The organism is Pinisolibacter aquiterrae (assembly GCF_019160155.1).
Taxonomy (GTDB): domain Bacteria; phylum Pseudomonadota; class Alphaproteobacteria; order Rhizobiales; family Ancalomicrobiaceae; genus Pinisolibacter; species Pinisolibacter aquiterrae.
The window spans coordinates 1-26,595 of record NZ_JAFNIH010000023.1 but is presented as its reverse complement, the minus strand read 5'-3'; the positions used below and the strand labels follow the sequence as shown (position 1 = coordinate 26,595).

The 26,595-nt window shown below is 68.3% G+C and carries 17 protein-coding genes, 1 tRNA gene and 1 CRISPR repeat array; of the genes, 15 read left to right on the top strand and 3 right to left on the bottom strand.

Going from position 1 to position 26,595, the window contains the following annotated elements; all coding sequences use genetic code 11:
- The first annotated feature begins 5 nt into the window (after positions 1 to 5).
- Positions 6 to 632: an RdgB/HAM1 family non-canonical purine NTP pyrophosphatase gene (rdgB, locus tag J3S89_RS07685; RefSeq protein ID WP_217926913.1), complete on the top strand. Its 627-nt coding sequence runs from the start codon at positions 6 to 8 to the stop codon at positions 630 to 632.
- Between the two features lie 89 nt (positions 633 to 721).
- Positions 722 to 1,885: a radical SAM family heme chaperone HemW gene (hemW, locus tag J3S89_RS07680; RefSeq protein WP_217926912.1), complete on the top strand. Its 1,164-nt coding sequence runs from the start codon at positions 722 to 724 to the stop codon at positions 1,883 to 1,885.
- Between the two features lie 8 nt (positions 1,886 to 1,893).
- Here hemW and J3S89_RS07675 read toward each other — a convergent pair whose 3' ends face one another.
- Both J3S89_RS07675 and J3S89_RS07670 read right to left on the bottom strand, forming a co-directional pair.
- The gene (locus J3S89_RS07675) at positions 1,894 to 2,772 is read right to left on the bottom strand and encodes a DMT family transporter (RefSeq protein ID WP_217926911.1); all 879 of its coding nucleotides are present in this window, start codon (positions 2,770 to 2,772) and stop codon (positions 1,894 to 1,896) included.
- Between the two features lie 40 nt (positions 2,773 to 2,812).
- A complete protein-coding gene (locus J3S89_RS07670) occupies positions 2,813 to 3,415 on the bottom strand; it encodes a DUF2585 family protein (protein ID WP_217926910.1) in 603 nt (200 codons plus the stop codon).
- Between the two features lie 294 nt (positions 3,416 to 3,709).
- On the opposite strand from J3S89_RS07670, the gene tig reads away from it, so the two are divergent.
- The 3 genes from tig (at position 3,710) to clpX (ending at position 7,704) form a co-directional block, all read left to right on the top strand.
- Entirely contained in the window at positions 3,710 to 5,056 is a 1,347-nt protein-coding gene (gene tig / locus J3S89_RS07665; protein WP_217926909.1) for a trigger factor, read from the top strand.
- A gap of 344 nt (positions 5,057 to 5,400) precedes the next feature.
- Entirely contained in the window at positions 5,401 to 6,033 is a 633-nt protein-coding gene (gene clpP / locus J3S89_RS07660) for an ATP-dependent Clp endopeptidase proteolytic subunit ClpP (protein ID WP_217926908.1), read from the top strand.
- Positions 6,034 to 6,441: 408 nt separating this feature from the next.
- Complete coding sequence (clpX, locus tag J3S89_RS07655; RefSeq protein WP_217926907.1) at positions 6,442 to 7,704, top strand: ATP-dependent Clp protease ATP-binding subunit ClpX; 1,263 nt, start codon at positions 6,442 to 6,444, stop codon at positions 7,702 to 7,704.
- Between the two features lie 114 nt (positions 7,705 to 7,818).
- Here clpX and J3S89_RS07650 read toward each other — a convergent pair whose 3' ends face one another.
- On the bottom strand, positions 7,819 to 8,508 hold the full coding sequence (locus J3S89_RS07650) for a class I SAM-dependent methyltransferase (RefSeq protein WP_230489110.1): 690 nt from the start codon (positions 8,506 to 8,508) through the stop codon (positions 7,819 to 7,821).
- Positions 8,509 to 9,124: 616 nt separating this feature from the next.
- Here J3S89_RS07650 and lon point away from each other — a divergent pair.
- The 10 genes from lon to cas2 all read left to right on the top strand — a co-directional run bounded on the left by lon (position 9,125) and on the right by cas2 (position 20,667).
- Complete coding sequence (gene lon / locus J3S89_RS07645) at positions 9,125 to 11,545, top strand: endopeptidase La (RefSeq protein WP_217926905.1); 2,421 nt, start codon at positions 9,125 to 9,127, stop codon at positions 11,543 to 11,545.
- Between the two features lie 334 nt (positions 11,546 to 11,879).
- Entirely contained in the window at positions 11,880 to 12,155 is a 276-nt protein-coding gene (locus J3S89_RS07640; protein WP_217926904.1) for an HU family DNA-binding protein, read from the top strand.
- A gap of 221 nt (positions 12,156 to 12,376) precedes the next feature.
- A tRNA-Val gene (locus J3S89_RS07635) sits at positions 12,377 to 12,451 on the top strand.
- Between the two features lie 222 nt (positions 12,452 to 12,673).
- Positions 12,674 to 14,926 (top strand): CRISPR-associated endonuclease Cas3'', encoded by a 2,253-nt coding sequence (locus tag J3S89_RS07630; protein ID WP_217926903.1) that lies wholly within the window; start codon positions 12,674 to 12,676, stop codon positions 14,924 to 14,926.
- Positions 14,927 to 15,233: 307 nt separating this feature from the next.
- Complete coding sequence (cas5c, locus tag J3S89_RS07625) at positions 15,234 to 15,899, top strand: type I-C CRISPR-associated protein Cas5c (protein ID WP_217926902.1); 666 nt, start codon at positions 15,234 to 15,236, stop codon at positions 15,897 to 15,899.
- A complete protein-coding gene (gene cas8c / locus J3S89_RS07620; protein WP_217926901.1) occupies positions 15,896 to 17,668 on the top strand; it encodes a type I-C CRISPR-associated protein Cas8c/Csd1 in 1,773 nt (590 codons plus the stop codon). The genes cas5c and cas8c overlap by 4 nt, the downstream gene beginning before the upstream one ends.
- Entirely contained in the window at positions 17,668 to 18,621 is a 954-nt protein-coding gene (cas7c, locus tag J3S89_RS07615; protein WP_217926900.1) for a type I-C CRISPR-associated protein Cas7/Csd2, read from the top strand. The genes cas8c and cas7c overlap by 1 nt, the downstream gene beginning before the upstream one ends.
- A 21-nt stretch (positions 18,622 to 18,642) precedes the next feature.
- The gene (gene cas4 / locus J3S89_RS07610; RefSeq protein WP_217926899.1) at positions 18,643 to 19,311 is read left to right on the top strand and encodes a CRISPR-associated protein Cas4; all 669 of its coding nucleotides are present in this window, start codon (positions 18,643 to 18,645) and stop codon (positions 19,309 to 19,311) included.
- Positions 19,308 to 20,342 (top strand): type I-C CRISPR-associated endonuclease Cas1c, encoded by a 1,035-nt coding sequence (gene cas1c / locus J3S89_RS07605; RefSeq protein WP_217926898.1) that lies wholly within the window; start codon positions 19,308 to 19,310, stop codon positions 20,340 to 20,342. Before cas4 ends, cas1c begins: the two co-directional genes overlap by 4 nt.
- 34 nt (positions 20,343 to 20,376) lie before the next feature.
- A complete protein-coding gene (gene cas2 / locus J3S89_RS07600) occupies positions 20,377 to 20,667 on the top strand; it encodes a CRISPR-associated endonuclease Cas2 (protein ID WP_217926897.1) in 291 nt (96 codons plus the stop codon).
- Positions 20,668 to 20,838: 171 nt separating this feature from the next.
- A CRISPR array of direct repeats spans positions 20,839 to 26,400; the repeat unit is 31 nt; unit sequence GTCGCCCCCTCACGGGGGCGTGGATCGAAAC.
- Positions 26,401 to 26,595: the final 195 nt, after the last annotated feature.

The window sequence follows — 26,595 nt, the reverse complement described above, 5'->3', positions numbered from 1 at the left end:
CGCTCATGACCGCGCGTCGTCTCGAGGGTGGCAGGCTCGTCGTCGCCACCCACAATGCCGGCAAGCTCGCCGAGATCCGCGACCTCATCGCGCCCTATGGGCTCGAGGCGGTCTCTGCCGGCGAACTCGAATTGCCGGAGCCGGAGGAGTCCGGGGAGACCTTCGAGGCCAATGCCGCCCTGAAGGCGCTCGCCGCCGCCCAAGCCTCGGGCCTGCCGGCGCTCGCCGACGACTCGGGTCTCTGCGTCGCCGCGCTCGGCGGCCAGCCCGGCATCTATTCCGCCCGGTGGGCCGGCGAGGACAAGGACTTCACTCGCGCCATGCGCAACGTCGAGGAACTGCTGGCCCAGTCCGGCAGCGACGACCGCCGCGCCCATTTCGTCGCCGCCCTCTGCCTCGCCTGGCCCGACGGCCACACCGAGACGGTGCGCGGCGAGGTGCATGGGCACTTGGTGTGGCCGCCGCGCGGGGACCGGGGCTTCGGTTACGACCCGATGTTCCTGCCCGACGGCGAGACGCGCACCTTCGGCGAGATGTCGGCCGACGAGAAACACGGCTGGCGTCGCGGCGAGGCCGAAGGGCTGTCGCACCGCGCGCGGGCTTTTTCCGCCTTCGCGGCGCGCTGCCTGTGACGGATGTCGCCGAGATCTGATTGGATCGGAACGGCCGGCGAGGGTGATTCGTCGCGGAGGGCGGGTCTCCGTCGAGGGGGGAAGGCGCGATGATCACAGGCGAACCGGGGTTCGGGATCTACGTCCACTGGCCGTTCTGCGCCTCCAAATGCCCCTATTGCGACTTCAACAGCCACGTCCGGCCGAACGGCGTCGATCAGGCCCGCTTCGCGGCGGGGCTGGCGAAGGAGCTCGCCCATTTCGCCGCCCGCGTGCCCGGCCGCACCGTCGGCTCGATCTTCTTCGGCGGCGGCACGCCCTCGCTGATGGCGCCGAAGTCGGTCGAGACCGTGCTCGAGGCGATCGCGAAACACTGGTCGATCGACGAGGGCGTCGAGATCACCCTCGAGGCCAACCCGTCGAGCGCCGATGCCGCGAACTTCACCGCCTATCGCGCGGCCGGGGTCAATCGCCTGTCGCTCGGCGTCCAGGCCCTCAACGACCGTGACCTGAAGCGTCTCGGCCGCCTCCACGACGTCGCCGAGGCCCTCGACGCCATCGCGCTGGCGCGGCGGACCTTCGACCGCATGTCCTTCGACATGATCTATGCCCGGCCCGATCAGACCGTCGCCGAGTGGCGCGACGAGCTGAAGGCGGCGGTCGACCTCGCCGCCGATCATCTCTCGGTCTATCAGCTGACGATCGAGGCGGAGACCCGGTTCGAGGACCTGTGGAAGGCCGGCAAGCTCGTTCTGCCCGATCACGACCTCGCCGCCGATCTCTGGGACGCGACCCACGAGGTGTTGGACGCCGCCGGGCTCCCCGCCTACGAGACCTCCAACCACGCCGCCCCCGGCGCCGAGAGCCGCCACAACCTCGTCTATTGGCGCTACGGCGAATATGTCGGCGTCGGCGCCGGCGCCCATGGCCGCCTCGTCGAGAAGGGCGAGCGCCGCGCCACCGCCACCGAGAAGAACCCGGAGAAGTGGCTGCGTCTCGTCGAGGCCCATGGCCACGGCCTCGTCGACGACGAGTTCCTCACCCGGGAGGAACAGGGCGACGAATATCTGCTGATGGGCCTGCGCCTCACCGAGGGCATCGACCTCGATCGCTGGGAGGAGATCTCCGGCCGCGTGCTCGACCCCGCCCGTCTCGCCGATCTCGAGGCCCACGGCATGGTCGAGACGGTGCGCGAGGGCAATCGCCGCCGCGTCCGCGCCACCGCTTCCGGCGCCGCCGTCCTCGACGCGGTGGTGGCCGATCTCGCCGCCTGAAGTCGACTTCAGCGGGGCGTGGCGATCGCCGGCGGCTTCCGCCGCCACACGATCACCACGGCGATGCCGCCGAGAATGGCGATCGAGGCGAGCACCAGCCTGAGCGTCAGCGCCTCGCCGAGGAAGACCACCGCCATCCCCGAAGCGATCGCCGGCACCGTCAGTTGCACCGTCGCGGCGGTGGTGGCGGCGAGCCGGGGCACCACCGTGTACCAGATCGCGTAGCCGATGCCCGAGGTGATCGCCCCGGAGGCGATCGCGAGCGCCACGCCGGCCGGATCGAGCGTGGCCGAGGTCGCCGCGACGAGACTGCCGAGGCCGGCGAAGGGCAGGGCGCGCGCGAAGTTGCCGGCGCTGGCGGCGAGCGGATCGCCGGCCCCGCGCCCGCGCAGCGAATAGACCCCCCAGGCGACGCCGGAGGCCGCCATCGCGCTCGCCGCGCCGAGGGGCGGGGCGTCGAGCCCCGGCGCCACCAGCCACACGAGGCCCGCCCCGGCGATCGCGAGACCGGCGATCTGGATCGGCCGGAACCGCTCGCCCTGGACGAGGCCCCAGCCGATCATCGTCGCCTGGACGGCGGCGAACAGCACCAGCGCGCCGCTGCCCGCCGCCATGCCGCGATAGGCGAATGAGAAGAGGATCGCATAGGCGAAGAGCGCCAGCGCCGAGGTCCAGGTGCCGCCGAGCCGTGCCGAACCGCGCTCGCGCCCCCGCCGGACGAGACGCGCGATCACCACCAGCACGACCGCCCCGGCGGCGAGCCGGATCGAGGTGTAGCTCATCGCGTCGATCGCCGTGTCGCGCAGCGCCGCGCGGCCGATCAGCGCGTTGCCGGCGAAGGCGATCATCGTCACCACGGTCGCCAGGAAGACGGTGAGGCGCGACATGGAGGCTCCTCGCTCGGGGTCTCGATCGATTCGGCCGGGATCACGGATGCGGCGAGGCGGTGACGCCCCCCTGCCACGCCGCGATCGCCTCGACCGGATGGATCAGCTGGATCACGTTGAGGGTCAGATTGTCGCGGATCATGACGGCGGTGAAGATCTCGAAGGCGAGACCGATCGCGACCGTCGCGCGGACCGGCAGCAGCCGCGCCGCGACGAAGCCGATCGTCATCGCCACCGTGTCCGACACCGAGTTGAGCACGCTGTCGCCGGAATAGCCCTGCGCCAGGGCCTGCTCGCGGTAGCGCGCGATCACCGGCGGCGAGTTCTCGAGGAGCTCCCAGGAGACCTCGAGCCCGAGCGCGATCGCCAGGGCCGCGAGGAGGGGGAGGCGCGGCAGGACGAGGCGCGTGGCGCCGTAGAAGATCATCCCGTGCAGCACGTGGCTGAACGTGTACCAGTCGGTCAGCTGCTGCGAATTCTCCGGCCCCAGCACCACCCCGGTCCAGAACCGGACGACGCCGCAGGTGCAGATCCACGGCTGGCCCATGAGATGGAGCACCAGCGCCTGGACGGCGGCGAAGGCGGCGAGGAGGGCGAGAAGCCCGGCCGGGGAGAGGCGGGAGGGGGAGGGTGCGTCGGTCATCGGCGTCTCGAAGGGTCGAAGGCGGAGGTGGTCGCGAGCGGCCGAGGGCGCGTGCCGACGGCGCCGGTCGCGCGGGAGACGCATGCTGAGGCTCGCGCCGCCGCGATGCAAGCGGTCGGTGAGGGCGGTTCGGGCGGGAGAATCGGCCCGTCTTCCGCTTTTTGCGCTTGTTCTTCGGGCCTCCCGCGCTTAAGAAGCGCCACCACGGCGGGTTCGGGCCCGGGCCGCGCTCACGCGCGTTCGCTCTCCCGCCCCACCCCGATGATCGATCACGAAACCAGGACGTCGACCCCCATGCAGGTGACCGAAACCCTCTCCGAGGGCCTGAAGCGCGAACTCTCCATCACGGTCCCGGCCGCCGATCTCGTCGGTCGCCTCGACAAGCGCCTCGCCGAGATCAAGGACACCGTCCGCATCAACGGCTTCCGTCCCGGCAAGGTTCCGACCGCTCACCTCAAGCGCCTCGTCGGCGCCCAGGAGATGGCGCGCATCGTCGACGAGGTGATCGGCGAATCGATCCGCGAAGTGGTCGAGGGCCGCGGCGAGCGTCCGGCGCTGAACCCCGACGTCGCGCTGGCCGAGGGCTGCGCCGCCGAGGCGGTCGTCGCCGGCGACGCCGATCTCGTCTTCACCGCCGCCTACGAGCTGCTGCCGAACTTCGAGATCGCCGACTGGTCGGCGATCGAGGTCGAGCGCGCCGTCGTCCCGGTCAAGGACGAGGAGGTCGAGGAGCGGCTGAAGCAGATCGCCGAGGGCAACCGTCCCTTCGCCGACAAGGCCGAGGGCGAGGCCGCCGCGACCGGCGACCGCGTCAAGATCGACTTCGTCGGCACGATCGAGGGCGTGCCCTTCGACGGCGGCTCGGCCGAGGGCGTCGACCTCGTGCTCGGCTCCAACCAGTTCATCCCCGGCTTCGAGGACCAGCTCGTCGGCGCCAAGGTCGGTGACGAGGTCGTGGTGAAGGTCTCCTTCCCCGAGGACTACGCCGCCGCTCATCTCGCCGGCAAGCCGGCCGAATTCGCCTGCAAGGTGACCGCGATCGCCGCTCCGGGCGAACTGGTGATCGACGACGAGTGGGCCTCCAAGCTCGGCATCGACAGCCTCGACAAGCTGCGCGAGATCATCAAGGAGCAGATCGGCGCCCAGTACGCCGGCGCCACCCGCGCCAAGGTCAAGCGCGCGCTCCTCGACAAGCTCGACGAGCAGTACACCTTCGACCTGCCGGAGAAGCTGGTCGAGGGCGAGTTCGAGAACATCTGGAACCAGGCCCAGGCCGAACTCCAGCAGACCGGCAAGACCTTCGCCGACGAGGGCACCACCGAGGACGAGGCCAAGGCCGACTATCGCAAGATCGCGACCCGTCGCGTCCGTCTCGGCCTGGTCTTGTCGGAAGTGGGCGAGAAGCGCGAGGTGAAGGTGACGGACGAGGAAGTCCAGCGCGCCCTCATCGAGCGCGTGCGCCAGTTCCCCGGCCAGGAGAAGCAGGTGTTCGACTACTACCGTTCGAACGCCATGGCGCTCGCCTCGCTGCGCGCCCCGATCTTCGAGGAGAAGGTGATCGACCTCATCCTCGCCGAGGTCAAGGTGACCGACAAGGAAGTGACCGCCGAGGAGCTTCTCGCGGAGACCGAGGAGGCCTGATCGGCCCCGATTCGCGAGCGGCTACGTCTCGCCGAACCGTCACGAGACCCGCCCCCCTGGGGCGGGTCTTTCGTTTTCGGGATGCGCCCGAGCCTTCGTCTCGCCATGAAACGAGTTGAGGGTCAGAGGCTTGGGTCGGCGTTGACGATATTTCCCCGGCTTCGGGGACGCGTCGTCCGCGCCCCTTCCCGACGGGGCCTCGAGGCTATATGTATCGAGAAAAGGGGGGCGGAAGCCTCCGACGTCGCGCGTTCCCACGTCCCGCGACCATGGTTGAGGGTCCGGCCTTCACCCCGTGACGATCGGGGTGGCGCCGCAGTGAAGTCGAAAGGTCTGGTGAGACGATGATGGATGCCGTCGACGTCGAGATGAACATGCTGGTGCCGATGGTGGTCGAGACCACCAACCGCGGCGAGCGCGCCTACGACATCTATTCGCGTCTCCTCAAGGAGCGCATCATCTTCGTCACGGGTCCGATCGAGGACTACATGGCGACGCTGATCTGCGCCCAGCTCCTGTTCCTGGAGGCGGAGAACCCGACCAAGGAAATCGCCATGTACATCAACTCGCCGGGCGGTTCCGTCACGGCGGGTCTGGCGATCTACGACACGATGCAGTTCATCAAACCGGCGGTCTCCACGCTGTGCATCGGTCAGGCCGCCTCGATGGGCTCGCTCCTGCTCGCCGCCGGCGAGAAGGGCCAGCGCTTCTGTCTGCCCAACTCGCGGGTCATGGTGCATCAGCCCTCGGCCGGCTTCCGTGGTCAGGCCTCCGACATCGCCATCCGCGCCCAGGAGATCCTGTCGCTGAAGGCGCGTCTGAACGAGATCTACGTGACCCATACCGGCCAGACGCTCGACGCCATCCACGAGGCGCTGGAGCGCGACAACTTCATGACCGCCGACGGCGCCAAGGCCTTCGGTCTGGTCGACGACGTGATCACCAGCCGTGCCGTCCTCGAGGCCGCGGCCGGTTGATCCCGTTCCGCGCGGGCCCAGGCCCGCGCGCGAGTGCCGACGCGGGATCCCGGCAGATCCCGTTCCTGGCACGATCATCGCATCGGGAACCCCCGATGCATGAAGTCCGATCGGAATTGTCGGTGGTCCGACAGGACGTACACGAGAGAAGAAAGGCGCGGTAATCGTCGTCGTGAAGGCCTCGTCCGGCCCCGGTCTCGATCGAGAGGCGAGGGGCGGTGAGCAATGCAGACGGGGAAAGGGCGGGGGCGTCGTTAAGACGGTCTTGATCTCGACCCGGCTAACATGTTCGCATGACGAAGGTCGAACCCGGAGATCCCTCGCCCCTGCGATGCGAGATCCCCTGGAGGATTCGAGGCGACTGTCCCTCGGATCGAACGAACGAACGACCGCGAGACGGGGTTGGCGATGAGCAAGGTCACCGGAAGCGACACCAAGAACACCCTCTACTGCTCGTTCTGCGGCAAGTCGCAACACGAAGTGCGCAAGCTGATCGCCGGGCCCACGGTGTTCATCTGCGACGAATGCGTCGAATTGTGCATGGACATCATCCGTGAGGAGAACAAGTCCTCGCTGGTGAAGTCGCGTGACGGGATCCCGACGCCGCGCGAGATCCGCAAGGTGCTCGACGACTACGTCATCGGTCAGGAACACGCCAAGAAGGTCCTGTCGGTCGCGGTTCACAACCACTACAAGCGGTTGAACCACGCCTCCAAGAACAACGACGTGGAGCTGGCGAAGTCGAACGTCCTGCTGATCGGCCCGACCGGCACCGGCAAGACGCTGCTCGCCCAGACCCTCGCCCGCATCCTCGACGTGCCCTTCACCATGTCGGACGCGACGACGCTGACGGAAGCCGGCTATGTCGGCGAGGACGTCGAGAACATCATCCTGAAGCTGCTGCAGTCGGCCGACTACAACGTCGAGCGGGCCCAGCGCGGCATCGTCTACATCGACGAGGTCGACAAGATCTCCCGCAAGTCCGACAACCCCTCGATCACCCGTGACGTCTCGGGTGAGGGCGTGCAGCAGGCCCTGCTGAAGATCATGGAAGGCACGGTCGCCTCCGTGCCGCCCCAGGGCGGCCGCAAGCATCCGCAGCAGGAGTTCCTCCAGGTCGACACGACCAACATCCTGTTCATCGTCGGCGGCGCCTTCGCCGGCCTCGACCGGATCATCTCCGATCGCGGCCGTGGCACCTCGATCGGCTTCAAGGCCAAGGTCCAGGCCCCGGAAGACCGCCGCACCGGCGCCATCTTCCGTGAGGTCGAGCCCGAGGATCTGGTCAAATTCGGCCTGATCCCCGAGTTCATCGGCCGTCTGCCGATCATCGCGACGCTGGAGGACCTCGACGAGGCCGCCCTGGTCGAGATCCTGACCGCGCCGAAGAACGCGCTCGCCCGCCAGTATCAGCGTCTGTTCGAGATGGAAGGCGTCGAGCTGGTCTTCACCGACGAGGCGATGAAGGCGATCGCCCGCAAGGCGATCGAACGCAAGACCGGCGCGCGCGGCCTGCGCTCGATCCTCGAGGGCATCCTGCTCGAGACCATGTTCGAGCTGCCGGGCCTGAAGGGCGTCAAGGAGATCGTGATCTCTCCGGAAGTCGTCACCGGCAATGCCCGTCCGCTCTACACCTACGAGGACGAGACCGAGGAAGAGGCGTCGGCCTGATCGCCGCCTCCTCCGTACGGCATCGAACCCACCGACGGCCCGCGCTCGCGCGGGCCGTTCGCGTTTCGGCGAGGTCGCGACCCGGCGAGTGCCGCGGCCCGCCCGTCGCCCCGATCAGCCGTCGAGCGACTTCCGCCCGATCCACAGCACCCGCCAGTTCTCCCGGAACCCGCCGAGGTGATCGATCGGTGGTTTGTTGGAGGCATGGCTGCCGCGATGGTCGGCCCGGCGGCGGGTGAGGTCGTAGCCCTTCACCACCGTCGTCGCGCGCCCGGTCCGGGTGAAGAGATATTCGAGCCCCTGCGCCGAATAGCGCCAGTAGTCGACCGGGCTCGGATGATAGCGATAGGCGAAGAGCGTGCGATGGATCATCAGCCCGCCCGGCTTGGTGATGCGGATGCATTCCCTCGCCGCTTCCCAGGGCTCGCGCACGTGCTCGAACACGTCCATCGAGAACACGACGTCGAAACTGTCGTCCGGGATCTGCGGACAGGCGCAGATGTCGCCGACGAGCACGGTGCCGGCGCGCGGTGCGATGTCCATCGCGTGATAGTCGTAGCCCTCGGCGAAGCCGGCGCGCTCCGACCGCCGCGCCCCGACGTCGAGGAACGACGGCGCCGGCAGGCCCGCGGCGCGTTTCTCCGCCGCCTCGCGCGCCAGGATCTCGCCGATCAGACGCCCGCTGTCGCCGAGAATGTCGATGCCCGGCGCGTGGGTCCGGAAATAGGGGAGGCGGCCGAAGGTGTTGGAAAAGACGAAATGTGAGAACCAGGTCTGGAACTGCGCGAACCTGGAGACTGACATCCGGTATTTCTCCGTCGTCGCCGAATCCATTGCCGCCCTTTCGACCTTCGCCTCCCGCCCCACCGTGGACGCATGGCCACGCGGGATCGCCCCCGCGGAGCCTTCGAGACGGGAGCGACGATCGCATGGGGTGGGGCGCGCTTCAAGCACGCACGGCGCGGATGGAAACGTCGCCGACACATTGCGAGACCCGGCCCGAGCGCGCGCCACTTCGTCTGTGAGCGGTCCCGACTCGCGCCGATGCGCCGGCACGCGCGACCGTTCCACCCTCCTTCCACGGGGGCGCGATGCCGTAGGACCCTGCTCGGACCATTGACGTCATTGAGGAATTCACCATGTCGGGGAGGTCTTCGGCACTGCGGGGAGCGAGCCTTGACTAAGGGCGGGCGGGTAGCCACCTAATGGAGGAACGGTGCGGTCGCAGGAGTACTGGCCCTCTGGCGCTCGAGGAGCGGGGAGGGCCGGTTCGTCCGATCGGAACGGCGGATGGCGCGGATCCTGCTTCAGGAAAATGCCCATCCGACGGGTCGCGAACGGCGGGTGCCGATCCGGTGTCGGAATCGGGGCGCGAGGACGCGACCGATGGCGCGACGCCGAGGCGAGAGAGGACGAGACGATGACCGACGAAACCACCACTTCCGCACCGGCCCCGGCCGGCGCCGACGTCTATGCGGTCCTGCCGCTGCGCGACATCGTGGTGTTCCCCCACATGATCGTGCCGTTGTTCGTCGGCCGCGAGAAGTCGATCCGCGCCCTCGAACAGGTGATGAAGGCCGACAAGCAGATCCTGCTCGCCACGCAGAAGAACGCCGCCGACGACGATCCGTCGACCGACGACATCTATCGCATCGGCACCCTGGCGAGTGTGCTCCAACTCCTGAAGCTGCCCGACGGCACCGTCAAGGTTCTGGTCGAGGGCGCCTCGCGCGCCGAGATCGTCGCCTTCGGTGATCGCGCCGACATCTTCGAGGCGTCCGTGCGCGTCGTCGACGAGATCGCGGCCGACCCGGTCGAACTCGAGGCGCTCGGCCGCTCGGTCGTCGCCGAGTTCGAGAACTACGTGAAGCTGAACAAGAAGGTGTCGCCGGAAGTGCTCGGCACCGTGACCCAGATCACGGATCACTCCAAACTCGCCGACACCATCGCCTCGCACCTCGCGGTGAAGATCCCCGAGAAGCAGGAGCTGCTCGGCGTCCTCTCCGTCGCCGAACGCCTCGAGAAGGTGCTCGGCTTCATGGAGAGCGAGATCTCCGTGCTCCAGGTGGAGAAGCGAATCCGCTCGCGCGTTAAGCGCCAGATGGAGAAGACCCAGCGCGAGTACTATCTCAACGAGCAGATCAAGGCGATCCAGAAGGAACTCGGCGACGGCGAGGACGGCCGCGACGAGATCGCCGAGCTCGAGGAGCGCATCGCCAAGACCAAGCTCAACAAGGAGGCCCGTGAAAAGGCCACCGGCGAGGTCAAGAAGCTGCGCCAGATGTCGCCCATGTCGGCGGAAGCCACCGTGGTGCGCAACTATCTCGACTGGCTGCTCGGCATCCCCTGGGCCAAGAAGTCGAAGCTGAAGCAGGATCTCGCCTTCGCCCAGGCGATCCTCGACGACGACCACTATGGCCTCGACAAGGTCAAGGAGCGCATCGTCGAGTATCTCGCGGTTCAGTCGCGCGGCACCAAGCTGAAGGGACCGATCCTCTGCCTCGTCGGCCCTCCGGGCGTCGGCAAGACCTCGCTCGGCAAGTCGATCGCCAAGGCGACCGGCCGCGAGTTCGTGCGCGTGTCGCTCGGCGGCGTGCGCGACGAGGCCGAGATCCGGGGGCACCGCCGCACCTACATCGGCTCGATGCCCGGCAAGGTCATCCAGTCGATGCGCAAGGCGAAGAAGTCCAACCCGCTCTTCCTGCTCGACGAGATCGACAAGATGGGCCAGGACTTCCGCGGCGATCCGTCGTCGGCCCTGCTCGAGGTGCTCGATCCGGAACAGAACTCCACCTTCATGGACCATTACCTCGAGGTCGAATACGACCTCTCGGACGTGATGTTCGTGACCACGGCGAACACGCTGAACATCCCGGCGCCGCTGATGGACCGCATGGAGATCATCCGCATCGCCGGCTACACCGAGGACGAGAAGGTCGAGATCGCCCGCAAGCACCTGCTGCCGAAGACCATGAAGGATCACGGTCTGAAGGAGGGCGAGTTCACCATCTCCGACGAGGCGCTGCGCGAGACCATCCGCACCTATACGCGGGAAGCCGGCGTGCGCAATCTCGAGCGTGAGCTGGCCACCCTCTGCCGCAAGGTCACCAAGGATCTGGTGATGGGCACGGTGATCAAGGTCGACGTCGACAAGGTGAAGCTCGAGGCCTATCTCGGCGTGCCGCGCTTCCGCCACGGCGAGGCCGAGGTCGACGATCAGGTCGGCGTGGTCACGGGTCTCGCCTGGACCGAGGTCGGCGGCGAATTGCTGACGATCGAGGCGGTCACCATGCCCGGCAAGGGCCGCATGACGGTGACCGGCAATCTGCGCGACGTGATGAAGGAATCGATCTCGGCGGCGGCGTCCTACGTCCGCTCGCGCGCGCTCGATTTCGGCATCGAGCCGCCGTTGTTCGAGAAGCGCGACGTGCACGTTCACGTGCCGGAGGGCGCCACCCCGAAGGACGGCCCCTCGGCGGGCACCGCGATGGCCACCTGCATCGTCTCGGTGCTGACCGGCATCCCGGTCCACCACGACGTCGCGATGACCGGCGAGGTGACCCTGCGCGGTCGCGTCCTGCCGATCGGCGGCCTCAAGGAGAAGCTGCTGGCGGCGTTGCGCGGCGGCATCAAGAAGGTGCTGATCCCGGCCGAGAACGCCAAGGATCTCGCCGAGATCCCGGAGAACGTGAAGTCGGGTCTCGAGATCGTGCCCGTCTCGCGCATGGACGAGGTGCTCGGCCACGCTCTGACTCGGATGCCCGAGCGCATCGAGTGGGAGGAGCCGACCACCCCGGCCAAGACCGCCGAGGACGACGCCTCGGCGATCACGGCGCACTGAGCCGACGATTCGAGCTCTTCTCAGAAAACCCCGCGGGAGACGCTCCCGCGGGGTTTTGCGTAGGCGGTCGCGGATCGGCGGTGGGGCTCGGATGGTCGCTTCTGCGATTTCGGTCGAAAATTCGCGCCCTTCTGCGAAAAACCCCTTGCGAAGCGCCGTTTTTCGGGGCTTGTGGCGCGTGTCCCGCTCGAACCGAGACCGACCCCGGTCGGCGACGCGCGGGAAGAGGTCGTCGAGGTCGACCCGGCCGGGTGGCCGGGGATCGAGGCGGCACCAGAGATCGGCGACCGACGGCTCGTGCCGTCCACCAACGATGAACGAAGGACTTGAGACGATGAACAAGAACGACCTGATCGCGGAAGTCGCCAGCAAGACCGGCCAGACCAAGGTTGCCGCCGGCGAGGCCGTCGAGGCCGTCTTCGACGCGATCACGGCCGCCCTCGCGAAGGGCGACGACGTGAAGATCGCCGGCTTCGGCAACTTCGTCGTCGCGACCCGCGCCGCGTCCGAAGGCCGCAACCCGCGCACCGGCGAGACCATCGCCATTCCGGAGCAGAAGGCGCCGAAGTTCCGCGCCGGCAAGGCTCTGAAGGATTCGGTCAACGCCTGATCCGGCGGATCGACGAGACTTCGGCCTCGCCCGACCTCGGCGAGGCCGTTTTCGTCCCGAAGGCGGCGGCTCCTGGCGGGTCGCGCCCTCGCCGAAGGGACGGTGACGAGCCGCCCCGGCTCTCGGCCTCCTGCGGGATACGACCGAGACCGGCCCGGTTCGCGACGGATCGGGATCATCAGACCCCGGGTCCGACCTCCGCCCGCCCGGACGGAGGCGATGGGCGGTTAGCTCAGCGGTAGAGCGACGGTTTTACACGCCGTTGGTCGGGGGTTCGATCCCCTCACCGCCCACCATTCGTCAATGAAATCCGTGGATGTTCCGACTTCGGTCGCTGCGCTTCGTGGCGCGGTCGCGATTGCCGACGGTCTTCTGCGCCGGGTGGCTCCCTTCGCGACGGCGGTCGCCCAGGAGTGGATCGGGCTCGGGCCGGTTCGAGAGATCCACGAGTTCCACTCTGCCGGGGTTGTGGAATCTGCCTGACTCATTCCTAATGGTGGTGGGAGGGGGTCGGCATCATGTTCCACGCCCATTCGCTACCGGGGCGCCCGGAGTCCGAGTGGCAGCCGCTCTCGGACCATCTGACGGCCGTGTCGGAGCTCGCCGCGGACGCCGCGGGCAAATTCGGAGCCGCCGGCGCCGGCGCCTGGGCCGGACGCCTCCACGATCTCGGCAAATACACCGAGGCCTATCAGCGACGGATCCGAGGCACCGGCCCCAAGGTCGATCACGCGTCCGCCGGCGCGCGCATGCTGGTGGAACTCGCGACCGCCGCCACGACCCGGACGGCGGAACTCGACCGGCTCGTGGCGCGGATCGTCGCCCATGCGATCGCCGGTCACCACACCGGACTTCCCGATAGTCTGGGAACGGCGGGCGCGCTCGCGGAGCGGATGACGAACGATCTCGCAGCGCTCGATCCGGTGTGGCGCGAGGAGATCGCAACGGAGCCGCCACGGCTCTGGCCCGATCTCGATTTCCGCGACCCCGGTGTGCGCGACGGCGCGCTCGCCTTCTTCGGTCGCATGGTCTTCTCGGCGCTGGTCGATGCGGATTGGCGCGATACCGAAGCCTTCTATGCCCGGGCCGAAGGGCGGGCGATCGATCGCGATTGGCCGAAGCTCGGGACCGTGGTCGATGGGCTTCTCGCCCGCTTCGACGCGCACATGGGCAGCCTCGCCGGCCCGGAGTCGGGGACGCCGCTGAATATGCTGCGAGCGGAAATCCTCGCCCATGTCCGCGCCGGCGCGGGAAGGGAGCCGGGCCTCTTCACGCTGACGGTGCCGACCGGCGGCGGCAAGACGCTCGCCTCGCTCGCCTTCGCGTTGGAGCACGCCAGGCGCCTCGGCCTCGACCGGATCGTCTACGCCATCCCCTTCACCTCGATCATCGAGCAGACCGCCGCCGTCTTCCGAGACGTGCTCGGCGACGACATGGTGCTGGAGCACCATTCGTCGCTCGACGAGACGAAGTTCGTCGATCCGGAATCCCGCGACAAGTTGCGTCTCGCCATGGAGGATTGGGCGGCGCCGGTGGTGGTGACCACCAACGTCCAGCTCTTCGAGAGCCTCTGGTCGCACAAGCCGTCGCGCTGCCGCCGCCTCCACAATCTCGCCCGAGCGGTGATCGTGCTCGACGAGGCTCAGACCATTCCGTTGCACGTGCTGCGCCCCTGCGTCGCGGCGATCCGCGAATTGGCGGCGCGGTACGGGTCGAGCGTGGTCCTGTGCACCGCGACCCAGCCGGCGCTCGACGCGGAGCGGTTCGAGGGGGGGCTCGCGCTGGGGCCGGGGCGGGAACTGGCGCCCGATCCGGCGCGGCTGCACCGCGCCCTCGTTCGCGTCCGGCTCGAGCGCGTCGGCGATCTCGACGACGAGGCGCTGCTCGATGCTCTCGAGGGTGTGGCGCAGGGACTGGTGGTGGTCAACAGTCGTGCTCATGCGCTGGCGCTGTGGCGGGCGGCGCGGGCGCGCGGGCTCACCGGCGTCGTTCATCTCTCCACCCGTCGCCACGCCCGAGACCGCCAGACGGCCCTCGCCGCGATCCGCGTGGCCTTGAAGACCGGGGCTCCCTGCCGTCTGATCGCCACCTCGCTGGTGGAGGCCGGGGTCGACATCGACTTCCCGCGCGTCTGGCGGGCGGAGGCCGGGCTCGACCAGATCGTCCAGGCCGCCGGCCGCTGCAATCGCGAGGGCAAGAACCCGGTCGAGGAGAGCATCGTCACCGTCTTCCGCGCGCCCGATCATCCGTCGCCGCGCGAGATCCGGAGCTTCGCCGCCGATCTCGGCCGGATCGCGGATCGCCACGACGATCTGACGGCACCGGCGGCGATCGCCGACTATTTCGGCGAGGTCTATTGGCGCAAGGGTGCCGATCTCGACCGCGATCACGTGCTCGAGGCCTTTCGCCTCTCCGGCCGCGAGCCGGATTTCTGCTACCGCACGGTGGGGGAGAGGTTCCGTCTCGTCGAGAGCGAGATGTCGCCGGTGATCGTGCCGACCGACGAGGCCGCGCGCGCGGTGATCCGGGCGCTCGCCGCCGAGAATCCGATCCCGCCGGGTGTCGGCGCGCGTCGCCTTCAGCCCTGGCTGGTCCAGGTGCCGCGCAAGGCCTTCGGCGAACTGGTCGCGCTCGGTCACGTCCGTTTCGTGCGGGAGGACCGCTGGGAGCAGCAGTTCGCGGAGCTGATCACGTCGCGCCTCTATGATCCGGATTGTGGCCTTCTGTGGGAGGAGGCCGGCGACCTGGGCCTCGATCGGGCGATCATATGACTGTTCATGTAGAATAAGGTACTTGAAGTTTATAAGTGTCAGAGCTATCTCTCGGAGTATGGTGAGCTCCAGGGGATTCTGATGCGTGCACCTACCTTGACTGAGATTGAGAGAGTGGTGGCCCTCGCGGTCAGTGTGGTCGCTATCGGCCAGGCGCTTCGCGGTGTGGTGGCCTCAATGTTCGGGTGGTAATGAGGTGCTGGCTCGCTCCCGGTCGCTAGTATCTTGGTGCTAGTGTGGATAGAAATAAGTAACGAAACTCTACTTGAACGCGATCTTGATTCGCGCAAGATGGGGGCGGGCCACCATGCCTTTCGGCGTCAGACTGCGGGTTTCGGGCGATCACGCCTGTTTCACCCGGCCGGAGATGAAGGTCGAGCGCGTCTCCTACGACGTGATGACGCCGTCGGCGGCGCGCGGGATTCTCGAGGCGATCCATTGGAAGCCGGCGATCCGCTGGGTGGTCGATGCGATCCATGTGTTGAAGCCGATCCGCTTCCAATCGATCCGCCGCAACGAGGTCGGCCACAAGGCGCCGGTCGCCTCGATCCGCAAGGCGATGAACGCCGGCAGCGTCGAGGGTCTGGTCCTGCGCGTCGACGAGGATCGCCAACAGCGCGCGGCGACCGTCCTCGTCGGGGTCGACTATGTGATCGAGGCGCATTTCGAGATGACGAAACGCGCCGGTCCCGAGGACAACGCGGGCAAGCACCTCGACACGTTCAATCGGCGCGCCGCGCGTGGCCAGTGTTTCCATCAGCCCTGCCTCGGCACGCGCGAGTTCCCCGCACGCTTTTCGCCGATCCCGCCGGACGAGCCGCTGCCGCCCGCGATCGCGGAGACGCGCGACCTCGGCTTCATGCTCTGGGACATCGATCACGCCGGCGATCGAGCCTCGCTGTTCTTCCGGGCGCGGCTCGAGAACGGCATCGTTCGCGTACCTGCGCCGAACTCCGAGGAGATCCGCCGATGAGTGTGCTGGCCTCCCTGGTCGACGCCTACGAGCGCCTGGAGACGCGCGACGAGGTGCCCCCCTACGGCTTCTCGAGTGAGAAGATCGGATTCCTGATCCCGCTGCGCGAGGACGGCACCCCGTGCCCGCCGATCGATCTGCGTGTCGGCGAAGGCAAGAAGAGGCAGGCGCCGACGATGCGGGTGCCGCAGCCTTCCAAGCGCACCTCCGGCGTCGCTCCCACTACCTTCTGGGACAAGACGTCCTACGCCCTCGGCGTCACCGCCGGGGAGGGGCGTCGGACGGCGGAGGAACACGCCGCGTTTCGCGGGCGGCATCTGGCCCTCTTCGCGGAGACGGACGACGCGGGCCTTCTCGCCCTGCGCCGGTTCCTCGAGGCCTGGCGACCGGAGGATTTCGCCCGGCTCGGATGGCCGGAGGAGATGAAGGACCAGAACGTCGTCTTCGCGCTGGAGTCCGAGCGGATCGGGCCGAAGAGCACGACGATCTGCGTGCACGACCGCCCGGCCGCCAAGGCTCTCTGGGCTCGGATCGCGACGGAGGGCGAGAAGACCTTCTCCGCCTGTCTGGTCACCGGCGAACACGGGCCGGTGGCCCGCCTCCATCCGGCGATCAAGGGTGTGTGGGGCGCGCAGTCTTCGGGTGCCTCGCTGGTCTCGTTCAATCTCGACGCCTTCACCTCCTACGGCCACGAGCAGGGCGACAACGCGCCGGTCTCGGAAGCCGCGGCCTTCGCCTATACGAGCGCGCTCAATCGCTTTCTGGAAAGGGACAGTGGCCATCGCATCCAGATCGGCGATGCCTCGACGGTCTTCTGGGCCGACGCGCGCGACGCGGAGGCGGCCACGGAGGCGGAGGATCTCTTCGCCGAGATGCTCGGCGAGACCAGGATCGACGAGAAGACCGAGGCGAAGAAGGTCGGGGCGATCCTGAAGGCGCTCCGCGCGGGACGGCCGCTCGCCGACATCCGCCCCGCGCTCCCCGAAGGCGTCCGCTTCCACGTCCTCGGCCTCGCCCCCAACGCGGCCCGTCTTTCGGTGCGGTTCTATCTCGAGGACGACTTCGGTGTGATCGGCAGTCGTTGGCTCGCCCATCTCGAACGCATGCGGATCGAGCCGCCGCCGAAGGATCCGCTGCCGTCCATGTGGCGTCTCCTGATCGAGACGGCGGCGCTGCGCAAGAGCGAGAACATCGCTCCCAATCTCGCGGGGGAATGGCTGCGCGCCATCCTCTCCGGCACCCACTATCCGCTGACCTTGATGTCGTCGCTCATCACACGGATGCGCGCCGATCACGACGTCGACGCCCATCGCGTCGGCATTCTGAAATCCGTTCTCCTCGAGAACTTCGGAAAGGAGGTTCCGGTGGCCCTCGACATCAACGAGCGCGATTCCGGCTATCTGCTCGGTCGGCTCTTCGCGGCTTACGAGTATGCCCAGACCCAGGCGCTGCCGAGCCTGAACGCGACGATCCGCGACAAGTATTACGGTACGGCCTCCGCCAGTCCGCGCGCGGTCTTCCCGCTCCTGCAGCGTTCGGCGACCCATCACCTCGCCAAGCTGCGCAAGGAAAAACCGGGGTTGGCCACCGTGCTCGATCGCCGCATCGGCGAGATCTTCGACGTGGCCGATCCGCGCGCCCTGTTCGTGCCGACGCTCAACGCAGCGCGTCAGTCGATGTTCGCCGTCGGCTACTACCACCAGAAGAACGACTTCTATCGGCCGCGCTCCGATGCGTCCGCCGCCCCCGCTGCCCAGGAGACGCTCTGATGACCGCGCTCACCCGACGCCACGACTTCGTCTTCTTCTTCGACGTCCAGAACGGCAATCCCAACGGTGATCCCGACGCGGGCAATCTGCCGCGCCTCGATCCGGAGACCAATCTCGGCCTCGTCTCCGACGTCAGCCTGAAGCGCAAGGTCCGCAACTACGTCGAACTGGCGCGCGGCGACGTGCCCGGCTTCCACATCTACGTCTCGGAAGGCGCCATCCTCAACGAGAAGCATCGCGAGGCCTACGCGGCAATACGGTCCGGCGACGCGAAGGTGGCGACCGACAAGAAGCTCAATCCGAAGAGCGACGACGAGGCCCGCGCGCTCACCGCCTTCATGTGCGCCAACTTCTTCGACGTGCGCACCTTCGGCGCGGTGATGTCGACCGGCATCAACTGCGGTCAGGTCCGCGGGCCGGTGCAATTGGCCTTTGCCCGCTCGATCGAGCCGATCGTCCCGCTCGAGATCTCGATCACCCGCATGGCTGCGACCTCGGCCGAGGAGAAGGAGAAACGCGCGGACGGGTCCGACGGCGACGAGCGCACCGACAATCGCACCATGGGCCGCAAATACATCGTGCCCTACGCTCTCTACCGGGTGCACGGCTTCGTCTCCGCCAAGCTCGCCGAGCGAACCGGCTTCTCGGAGGAAGACCTCGATCTTCTCCTCGAGGCGGTGGCGAGCCTGTTCGAACACGATCGATCCGCCGCGCGTGGCGAGATGGCGGCGCGCCGCCTCGTCGTCTTCCGCCACGACACCGCCCTCGGACGAGCGGCCGCGCACGATCTCTTCGAGCGCATCCGGGTCGGCCGAGTCTCCGGCGACGACGTCTGGCCGATCGGCGATCCGCGCCTCGACAATCTGCCTCCGGCGCGCTCCTTCGCCGATTATCGCATCACCATCGACGAATCCGACCTTCCCGAGGGTGTCGAGATCCTGAAGCGCCTGTGAGGCCGAGCGGGAGAGCGAGCCATGGACGACGACGGCGATCCTCTCCCGCTCTCCGCCCTGCAACACATGGTCTATTGCCCGCGTCAGGCGGCCTTGATCCATGTCGAGAGGCTGTGGGAGGAGAACCGCCTCACGGCCGAGGGGCGCATCCTGCACACCAATGCCGACGAGCCCGGCGCGAAGCGCCGCGCCGGCATTCGCCGCGTGACGGCGCTGCCCTTGCGCAGTCGCCGCCTCGGTGTCGCCGGTGTGGCCGATCTCGTCGAGTTTCATCGCGCCGCGAAGGGCGAGCCGGAGACGGCCTTGCCGGTCGAGTTCAAGCGTGGGCGCCCGAAGCTCCATCGGGCCGACGAGGTGCAACTCTGTGCCCAGGCGATGGCCCTCGAGGAGGCGCTCGGGCGGCCCGTGCCCGAGGGCGCCCTGTTCTATGCCGAAACCCGCCGTCGTCTCGTCGTGCCGATCGACGACGGCCTCCGCCGCGAGACGATCGCGACCGCCGAGGCGCTCGCCGCCATGGTGGCCTCGGGGCGGACGCCGGCGGCCGTTTGGCGCGCCGATCGCTGCCGTGCCTGTTCGCTCCTCGAGCTCTGCCGCCCGAAGGCCGGCGCCCGCTCGGCCGCAGCGTGGCTGCGCGATCGGATCGCCGAAACGCTCGATCCCGCGCCGGGAGTGGGGGAGGAGAGGCCGTGAAGAAGCTGCTCAACACGCTCTACGTCACCACCGAGGGGGCGGCCCTCACCAAGGACGGTGAGAACGTGGTGGTGTCGATCGAGGGCGCGGAGCGGATGCGGGTGCCGCTCCACATGCTCGCCTCGCTCGTCGTCTTCGGGGCGATCGTCCTGTCGCCGCCGTTGATTCAAGCCTGCGCGGCGGCCGGGATCACGATGGTTCTCCTCGACCGCGCCGGACGCTTCCAGGCGCGTATCGAAGGCCCGGTGAGCGGCAACGTGCTGCTGCGACGGGCGCAATATCGGGCGGCGGAGGCGCCGGAGGCGATCGTCCGTGGCGTCGTCTGCGGCAAGATCGCCAACCAGCGCGCCGTTCTGCAACGCGCCTTGCGCGATCACGGCGACGACACGGCGCCCGAGCACCGTGCCGATCTCGAGGCGACCGTGGAGAAACTCGCCCGCCTCCTGCGCCGGGTCGCGCTCGCGCCGGCGACGCTCGACGAATTGCGCGGCCACGAGGGCGATGCGGCGCGCGCCTATTTCTCGGTGTTCGACCGCCTGTTGCGCTCCCCCGACGCGGAGATCCGCTTCGAGGGGCGATCGAGGCGCCCGCCGCTCGACCCCGTCAACGCGTTGCTTTCTTTCCTCTATACGCTCCTCGCGCATGATTGCCGCTCGGCGGCGGAAGGCGTCGGCCTCGATCCGGCGGTCGGATTTCTCCATCGCGATCGCCCGGGCCGTCCCGGCCTCGCGCTCGATCTGATGGAGGAGCTGCGGCCGGTTCTCGCCGATCGTCTCGCTCTGTCGCTGCTCAATCGGCGCCAGTTGCGCGCGCGCGACTTCGAGCGGCGCGACGGCGGCGCGGTTCTGCTCGGTGACGAAGGCCGCAAGACGGTGTTGACCGCCTGGGTGGAGCGCAAGAAGGAGGAGCGCCGGCACCCGTTCCTCGACGAAGTCGCGCCGCTGGGCCTCGTGCCGCATCTCCAGGCGCAACTGCTCGCCCGCCATCTGCGGGGGGATCTCGACGCCTATCCGCCTTGGCTGTGGAAATGAGCGGACCGGGCCATGCGACGAGGGGGAAGACGCGATGATGGTTCTCGTGACCTACGACGTGAAGACGTCCGATTCCGGTGGCGCCGGTCGGCTGCGCCGGGTCGCCAAGATCTGCCGCGATCATGGCCAGCGCGTGCAGTTCTCCGTCTTCGAGATCGAGGTCGATCCCGCCCGTTGGACGGCGTTGAAGGCGCGGCTCGAAGAGATCATCGACCCGCGGGCGGACAGCCTGCGCTACTATCACCTCGGCGCGAATTGGCGCCGTCGGGTGGAGCACGTGGGCGCCAAGGCGAGCCTCGACCTGAGCGGCGCCCTGATCGTATGACATTGCGCGCACCGCAAGCAGGCATGCCTATCCCGGCAGGTTCGCACCGGCGCTTTTCCGCGCTCGCGACGCCGTTTCACCCCTGCGACGCCATGTGCCCGGCCTCCTACGCCGTCGCCTCGCGCGATCGGCGCGGTTTCCGCCGACGGACGAACGCTCTACGATGAAACGGTCGCCCCCTCACGGGGGCGTGGATCGAAACCGACCAGTCGCGCCACTCCAGCTCCTCCCGCATGAGTCGCCCCCTCACGGGGGCGTGGATCGAAACCCCATCACCACCGAGCTAGAGGGCGGTCGGAATGGTCGCCCCCTCACGGGGGCGTGGATCGAAACGTGTTCGAGCGCGAGGCCGATCTCCTTGGCGATCGTCGCCCCCTCACGGGGGCGTGGATCGAAACACGGAAGCGGTGCGCGTCTCCTCCGAGAAGCGCCGTCGCCCCCTCACGGGGGCGTGGATCGAAACAAGTACACCCGAGAGTGGCTCGACGAGAACTACCGTCGCCCCCTCACGGGGGCGTGGATCGAAACCCTTTGGTCTCGACGATGATCCCGTTGGGAAGCTGTCGCCCCCTCACGGGGGCGTGGATCGAAACGGTCGCGACGGCGATCAGCCGCATGAGCGTCAGCGGTCGCCCCCTCACGGGGGCGTGGATCGAAACACATCGACGCCGGACGGCGCAGAGATCTCATGATCGTCGCCCCCTCACGGGGGCGTGGATCGAAACGGGGTCCATTTGCCGGGCTTGATCTTGATGACGTGTCGCCCCCTCACGGGGGCGTGGATCGAAACGCCATCATGGGGCCTCCTTGCATGATCGTCTCGAGGTCGCCCCCTCACGGGGGCGTGGATCGAAACCAGCATGCGACGTCGTTGGGCGCGGCGGCCGCTCGTCGCCCCCTCACGGGGGCGTGGATCGAAACTGCGCTATACCGGGTTGCGACGCGGTGACGCGGTGTCGCCCCCTCACGGGGGCGTGGATCGAAACACTCTTGTGGGGGCGGCGGACCGAACCGTCGCCATGTCGCCCCCTCACGGGGGCGTGGATCGAAACTCGGCGATGACGAAGACCTCTCCGGTCGCCGTCGTCGCCCCCTCACGGGGGCGTGGATCGAAACCGGCCGAAGGCGGGCGAGGATCTCGCCGAGATCGCGTCGCCCCCTCACGGGGGCGTGGATCGAAACGCCGAGGCGCGCGGCGAGACATGGCCGGTGACGACGGTCGCCCCCTCACGGGGGCGTGGATCGAAACAGTTCATTCGCCATCATGGCCTCCTTGCACGATCGTCGCCCCCTCACGGGGGCGTGGATCGAAACGCGCAAGTACCTGTCGACCGTCGTCCGCTACAACAATGTCGCCCCCTCACGGGGGCGTGGATCGAAACTTCTCGGGAGATACGGTCAACTCGAATACGCTGAAGGTCGCCCCCTCACGGGGGCGTGGATCGAAACGTCGTATCGCCCTGCGCCGCCTGCCACCGCTCCCAGTCGCCCCCTCACGGGGGCGTGGATCGAAACATGTCCGGTGTCAAGGGGCCATACAAAGAGCTTGGTCGCCCCCTCACGGGGGCGTGGATCGAAACCGGAGCGTGGCGCAGTGCCCCGGTCCATCCGCCCTGTCGCCCCCTCACGGGGGCGTGGATCGAAACCGGGTCAACTCGGTGGCGCTCTCCGGCCACTCCCGTCGCCCCCTCACGGGGGCGTGGATCGAAACGGGTCGTCGACACGGACGCCGCCGCGAACGACGGGTCGCCCCCTCACGGGGGCGTGGATCGAAACGATGCCACCAACAAGGTCGAATTCGTCCTCGAACGTCGCCCCCTCACGGGGGCGTGGATCGAAACCATGCGGCGAGATCGACCGAGCGATTGCCCTGCCCGTCGCCCCCTCACGGGGGCGTGGATCGAAACGACGTCGTTCTCACCGGGCCGGGCCCGTGGACATGTCGCCCCCTCACGGGGGCGTGGATCGAAACGATCATCGCCGATTTTCACGAGGCCCTCGCCGACGACGTCGCCCCCTCACGGGGGCGTGGATCGAAACGATCTGTCTCGATCTCATCTATGATCGCGGGGCGTCGCCCCCTCACGGGGGCGTGGATCGAAACGAGTTGCTCGCCCTGCCCGAGGGTGATTTCCCGGGTCGCCCCCTCACGGGGGCGTGGATCGAAACAGGCCCTGGATTGCGAACGGCGTGCGGCGGCCGGCGTCGCCCCCTCACGGGGGCGTGGATCGAAACACACGGAATCCGTCGGGGTTCTTCGGGTAGGTCCGCGTCGCCCCCTCACGGGGGCGTGGATCGAAACTCCCTCGCCGCCGCCATCGAACAGGCGTCGGCGATGGTCGCCCCCTCACGGGGGCGTGGATCGAAACGACCCAACACGCCCCACAGGGGGAGCGTGACTTTGTCGCCCCCTCACGGGGGCGTGGATCGAAACAGGCAGGCGCGAACGTCTTTCTGACGCATCGACGGTCGCCCCCTCACGGGGGCGTGGATCGAAACTGCGTGATCGCGACCGCTACGAAGCCATCGCCGCCGGTCGCCCCCTCACGGGGGCGTGGATCGAAACCCTCGGCTACTCCCGGACGCTCTCTGGTCCGTCTGTCGCCCCCTCACGGGGGCGTGGATCGAAACCACGCCACCGGGCGCCGAAGCCGCCGCCGCCAGACGTCGCCCCCTCACGGGGGCGTGGATCGAAACGAGGTCGTCAAGATCATCCCGGCGGACCCGGGGCGTCGCCCCCTCACGGGGGCGTGGATCGAAACTGGGCGTCCCTGGCAGCGGCCCTGGCGGCGTCCCGTCGCCCCCTCACGGGGGCGTGGATCGAAACCTTGCACGGAGGGATGGCACAAGCTGCTCACCGGCGTCGCCCCCTCACGGGGGCGTGGATCGAAACCAGGGCTCGCCCACCCACCCCACCCACGAGGTTCAGTCGCCCCCTCACGGGGGCGTGGATCGAAACATCATCGCCCAATGCCGCGCCGCTCTGGCACTCCAGTCGCCCCCTCACGGGGGCGTGGATCGAAACGCGGCGATCCGTCCGACCGCCTTGATCGTGATGGTCGCCCCCTCACGGGGGCGTGGATCGAAACCCTCTCCCTGTCACGCACACCACCCCGACGCCCATGGTCGCCCCCTCACGGGGGCGTGGATCGAAACACCGCCGCCGACGTCGCCTTCGCACTCGCCAGGGGTCGCCCCCTCACGGGGGCGTGGATCGAAACGGCCTGTCGACGACGACGATCCAGCTCGAGGTCGTGTCGCGCCCTCACGGGGGCGTGGATCGAAACGTGTCGGTCGAGCCGATGCTCGGGGCAGTGGATCGTCGCCCCCTCACGGGGGCGTGGATCGAAACATCCGTGGGTGAACATGCACCGCTCGACGCCGCGCGTCGCCCCCTCACGGGGGCGTGGATCGAAACCCCTACCAGATGCAGGATGCGCTCGCCGATGATTGTCGCCCCCTCACGGGGGCGTGGATCGAAACACCTGCCGGAGCAACCACCATGTCCATCAAAATCGGTCGCCCCCTCACGGGGGCGTGGATCGAAACGTCCATCTCGCCGGCGAGGAGGCGCTGGAGCGCCGTCGCCCCCTCACGGGGGCGTGGATCGAAACAGGAATTTTCGGTTCCGCCCGCACCGTCGTCGGCAGTCGCCCCCTCACGGGGGCGTGGATCGAAACGCCGTCCGCTTGGTCGCGGTCGCCGCCTCGACGGCGGTCGCCCCCTCACGGGGGCGTGGATCGAAACACCGCGTCGCGGATCATCGCCGGCATCAATGCAGGTCGCCCCCTCACGGGGGCGTGGATCGAAACGGCCAGAGGCGAGGCCGCCGACCTCGGGGCATCGGGTCGCCCCCTCACGGGGGCGTGGATCGAAACCTTGCCATCCGATGGGACATTCGCGGAGGTGACACGTCGCCCCCTCACGGGGGCGTGGATCGAAACGACCTCGATCCGATGAATGAACCGCAGGCTGGAGGTCGCCCCCTCACGGGGGCGTGGATCGAAACTCGATCGCCAACACCACCCGCTCGATCGACGTCGACCGTCGCCCCCTCACGGGGGCGTGGATCGAAACTGCCCATCCCCCGCATCATCGCCCGTTCCGCCGCGTCGCCCCCTCACGGGGGCGTGGATCGAAACAACGTGGTCGTCGAGGCCGAGTTCGACTTGATCGCGTCGCCCCCTCACGGGGGCGTGGATCGAAACTTTTTGAAGCAATGGGGAGAGTGGTTCCCGGTTCTCGTCGCCCCCTCACGGGGGCGTGGATCGAAACCTTGCCATCCGATGGGACATTCGCGGAGGTGACACGTCGCCCCCTCACGGGGGCGTGGATCGAAACACGGTTGCGCAGTGTCGCGAAGCTGGCTACCGAGGTCGCCCCCTCACGGGGGCGTGGATCGAAACGAACACGTCGGCGACGGCGACGAGACGCTCCGCCTCGTCGCCCCCTCACGGGGGCGTGGATCGAAACGACCGTCCGGTCGGAGATCCGCCCCAGGAGGTCGGGTCGCCCCCTCACGGGGGCGTGGATCGAAACGACCGCATCCGATCGACCGTCTCGCGCATCGCCCGGTCGCCCCCTCACGGGGGCGTGGATCGAAACACGGCTGCGCAGTGTCGCGAAGCTGGCTACCGAGGGTCGCCCCCTCACGGGGGCGTGGATCGAAACTCACGTACGATTTGGCGTGTGGCGAAGCTCCGATGTCGCCCCCTCACGGGGGCGTGGATCGAAACCGGACCCTTTGAGGTGGATGCCTGGGCCGGACTGGTCGCCCCCTCACGGGGGCGTGGATCGAAACTCCGGATCGTGTGCCAGCAGCATCTTGACGCCGCGCGTCGCCCCCTCACGGGGGCGTGGATCGAAACGGCCTCGTCGACAGGCTTGATGACGTACGACGCGCCGTCGCCCCCTCACGGGGGCGTGGATCGAAACGCCTTCGCCCAGGTCGTTTCGTCGGTCCAGTCGTGTCGCCCCCTCACGGGGGCGTGGATCGAAACCCGCGCCCGCGACCGCGTTGATGCCGGCGACGATGTCGCCCCCTCACGGGGGCGTGGATCGAAACATGAGATCCATCGGGTCGGTCTCGTGCGGTTCGCCACGTCGCCCCCTCACGGGGGCGTGGATCGAAACGGCAGCCGGAGAGACCCAGATCTCGCCGCCGGTCGTCGCCCCCTCACGGGGGCGTGGATCGAAACGACAGCACCAGCGCGACGATGGCGACGCCGGCCGCGTCGCCCCCTCACGGGGGCGTGGATCGAAACTCCACCGTTCCCCCCCGTGTCGACTGTGCCGCTGACCGTCGCCCCCTCACGGGGGCGTGGATCGAAACAAGTATCCGTCGCGCTTATAGTCGAGGATGATCCACGTCGCCCCCTCACGGGGGCGTGGATCGAAACTCGTCGAGCGCGACCGGGAGGACGGCGGACGTCGGCGTCGCCCCCTCACGGGGGCGTGGATCGAAACGTCGCCTTCGGTCGTCGCCTCGCCGCCGATCACGGCGTCGCCCCCTCACGGGGGCGTGGATCGAAACATGCGTCAACGATTGGCGCAGTCCTATAGCGACCGCGTCGCCCCCTCACGGGGGCGTGGATCGAAACCTCATGCTCGGCCGGCAGAAGTCGGCGGAGGTGGCGTCGCCCCCTCACGGGGGCGTGGATCGAAACGTCCTCGAGATCGCGCTCGCCGAATGGTCCGAGAAGGTCGCCCCCTCACGGGGGCGTGGATCGAAACATGCATGATGCACCTCCCCACTTAGCCGGCGCGGGGTCGCCCCCTCACGGGGCGTGGATCGAAACGTCATGACGTGCTCCCCGTCATTCCGGCCACGGATAAGTTTGGTCCTTCACCAGGAGCAGGACCATGCGGCGCAGCCGTTTCAGTGAAGAGCAGATCATCGGCGTGTTGAGGGAGCACGAGGCCGGCATG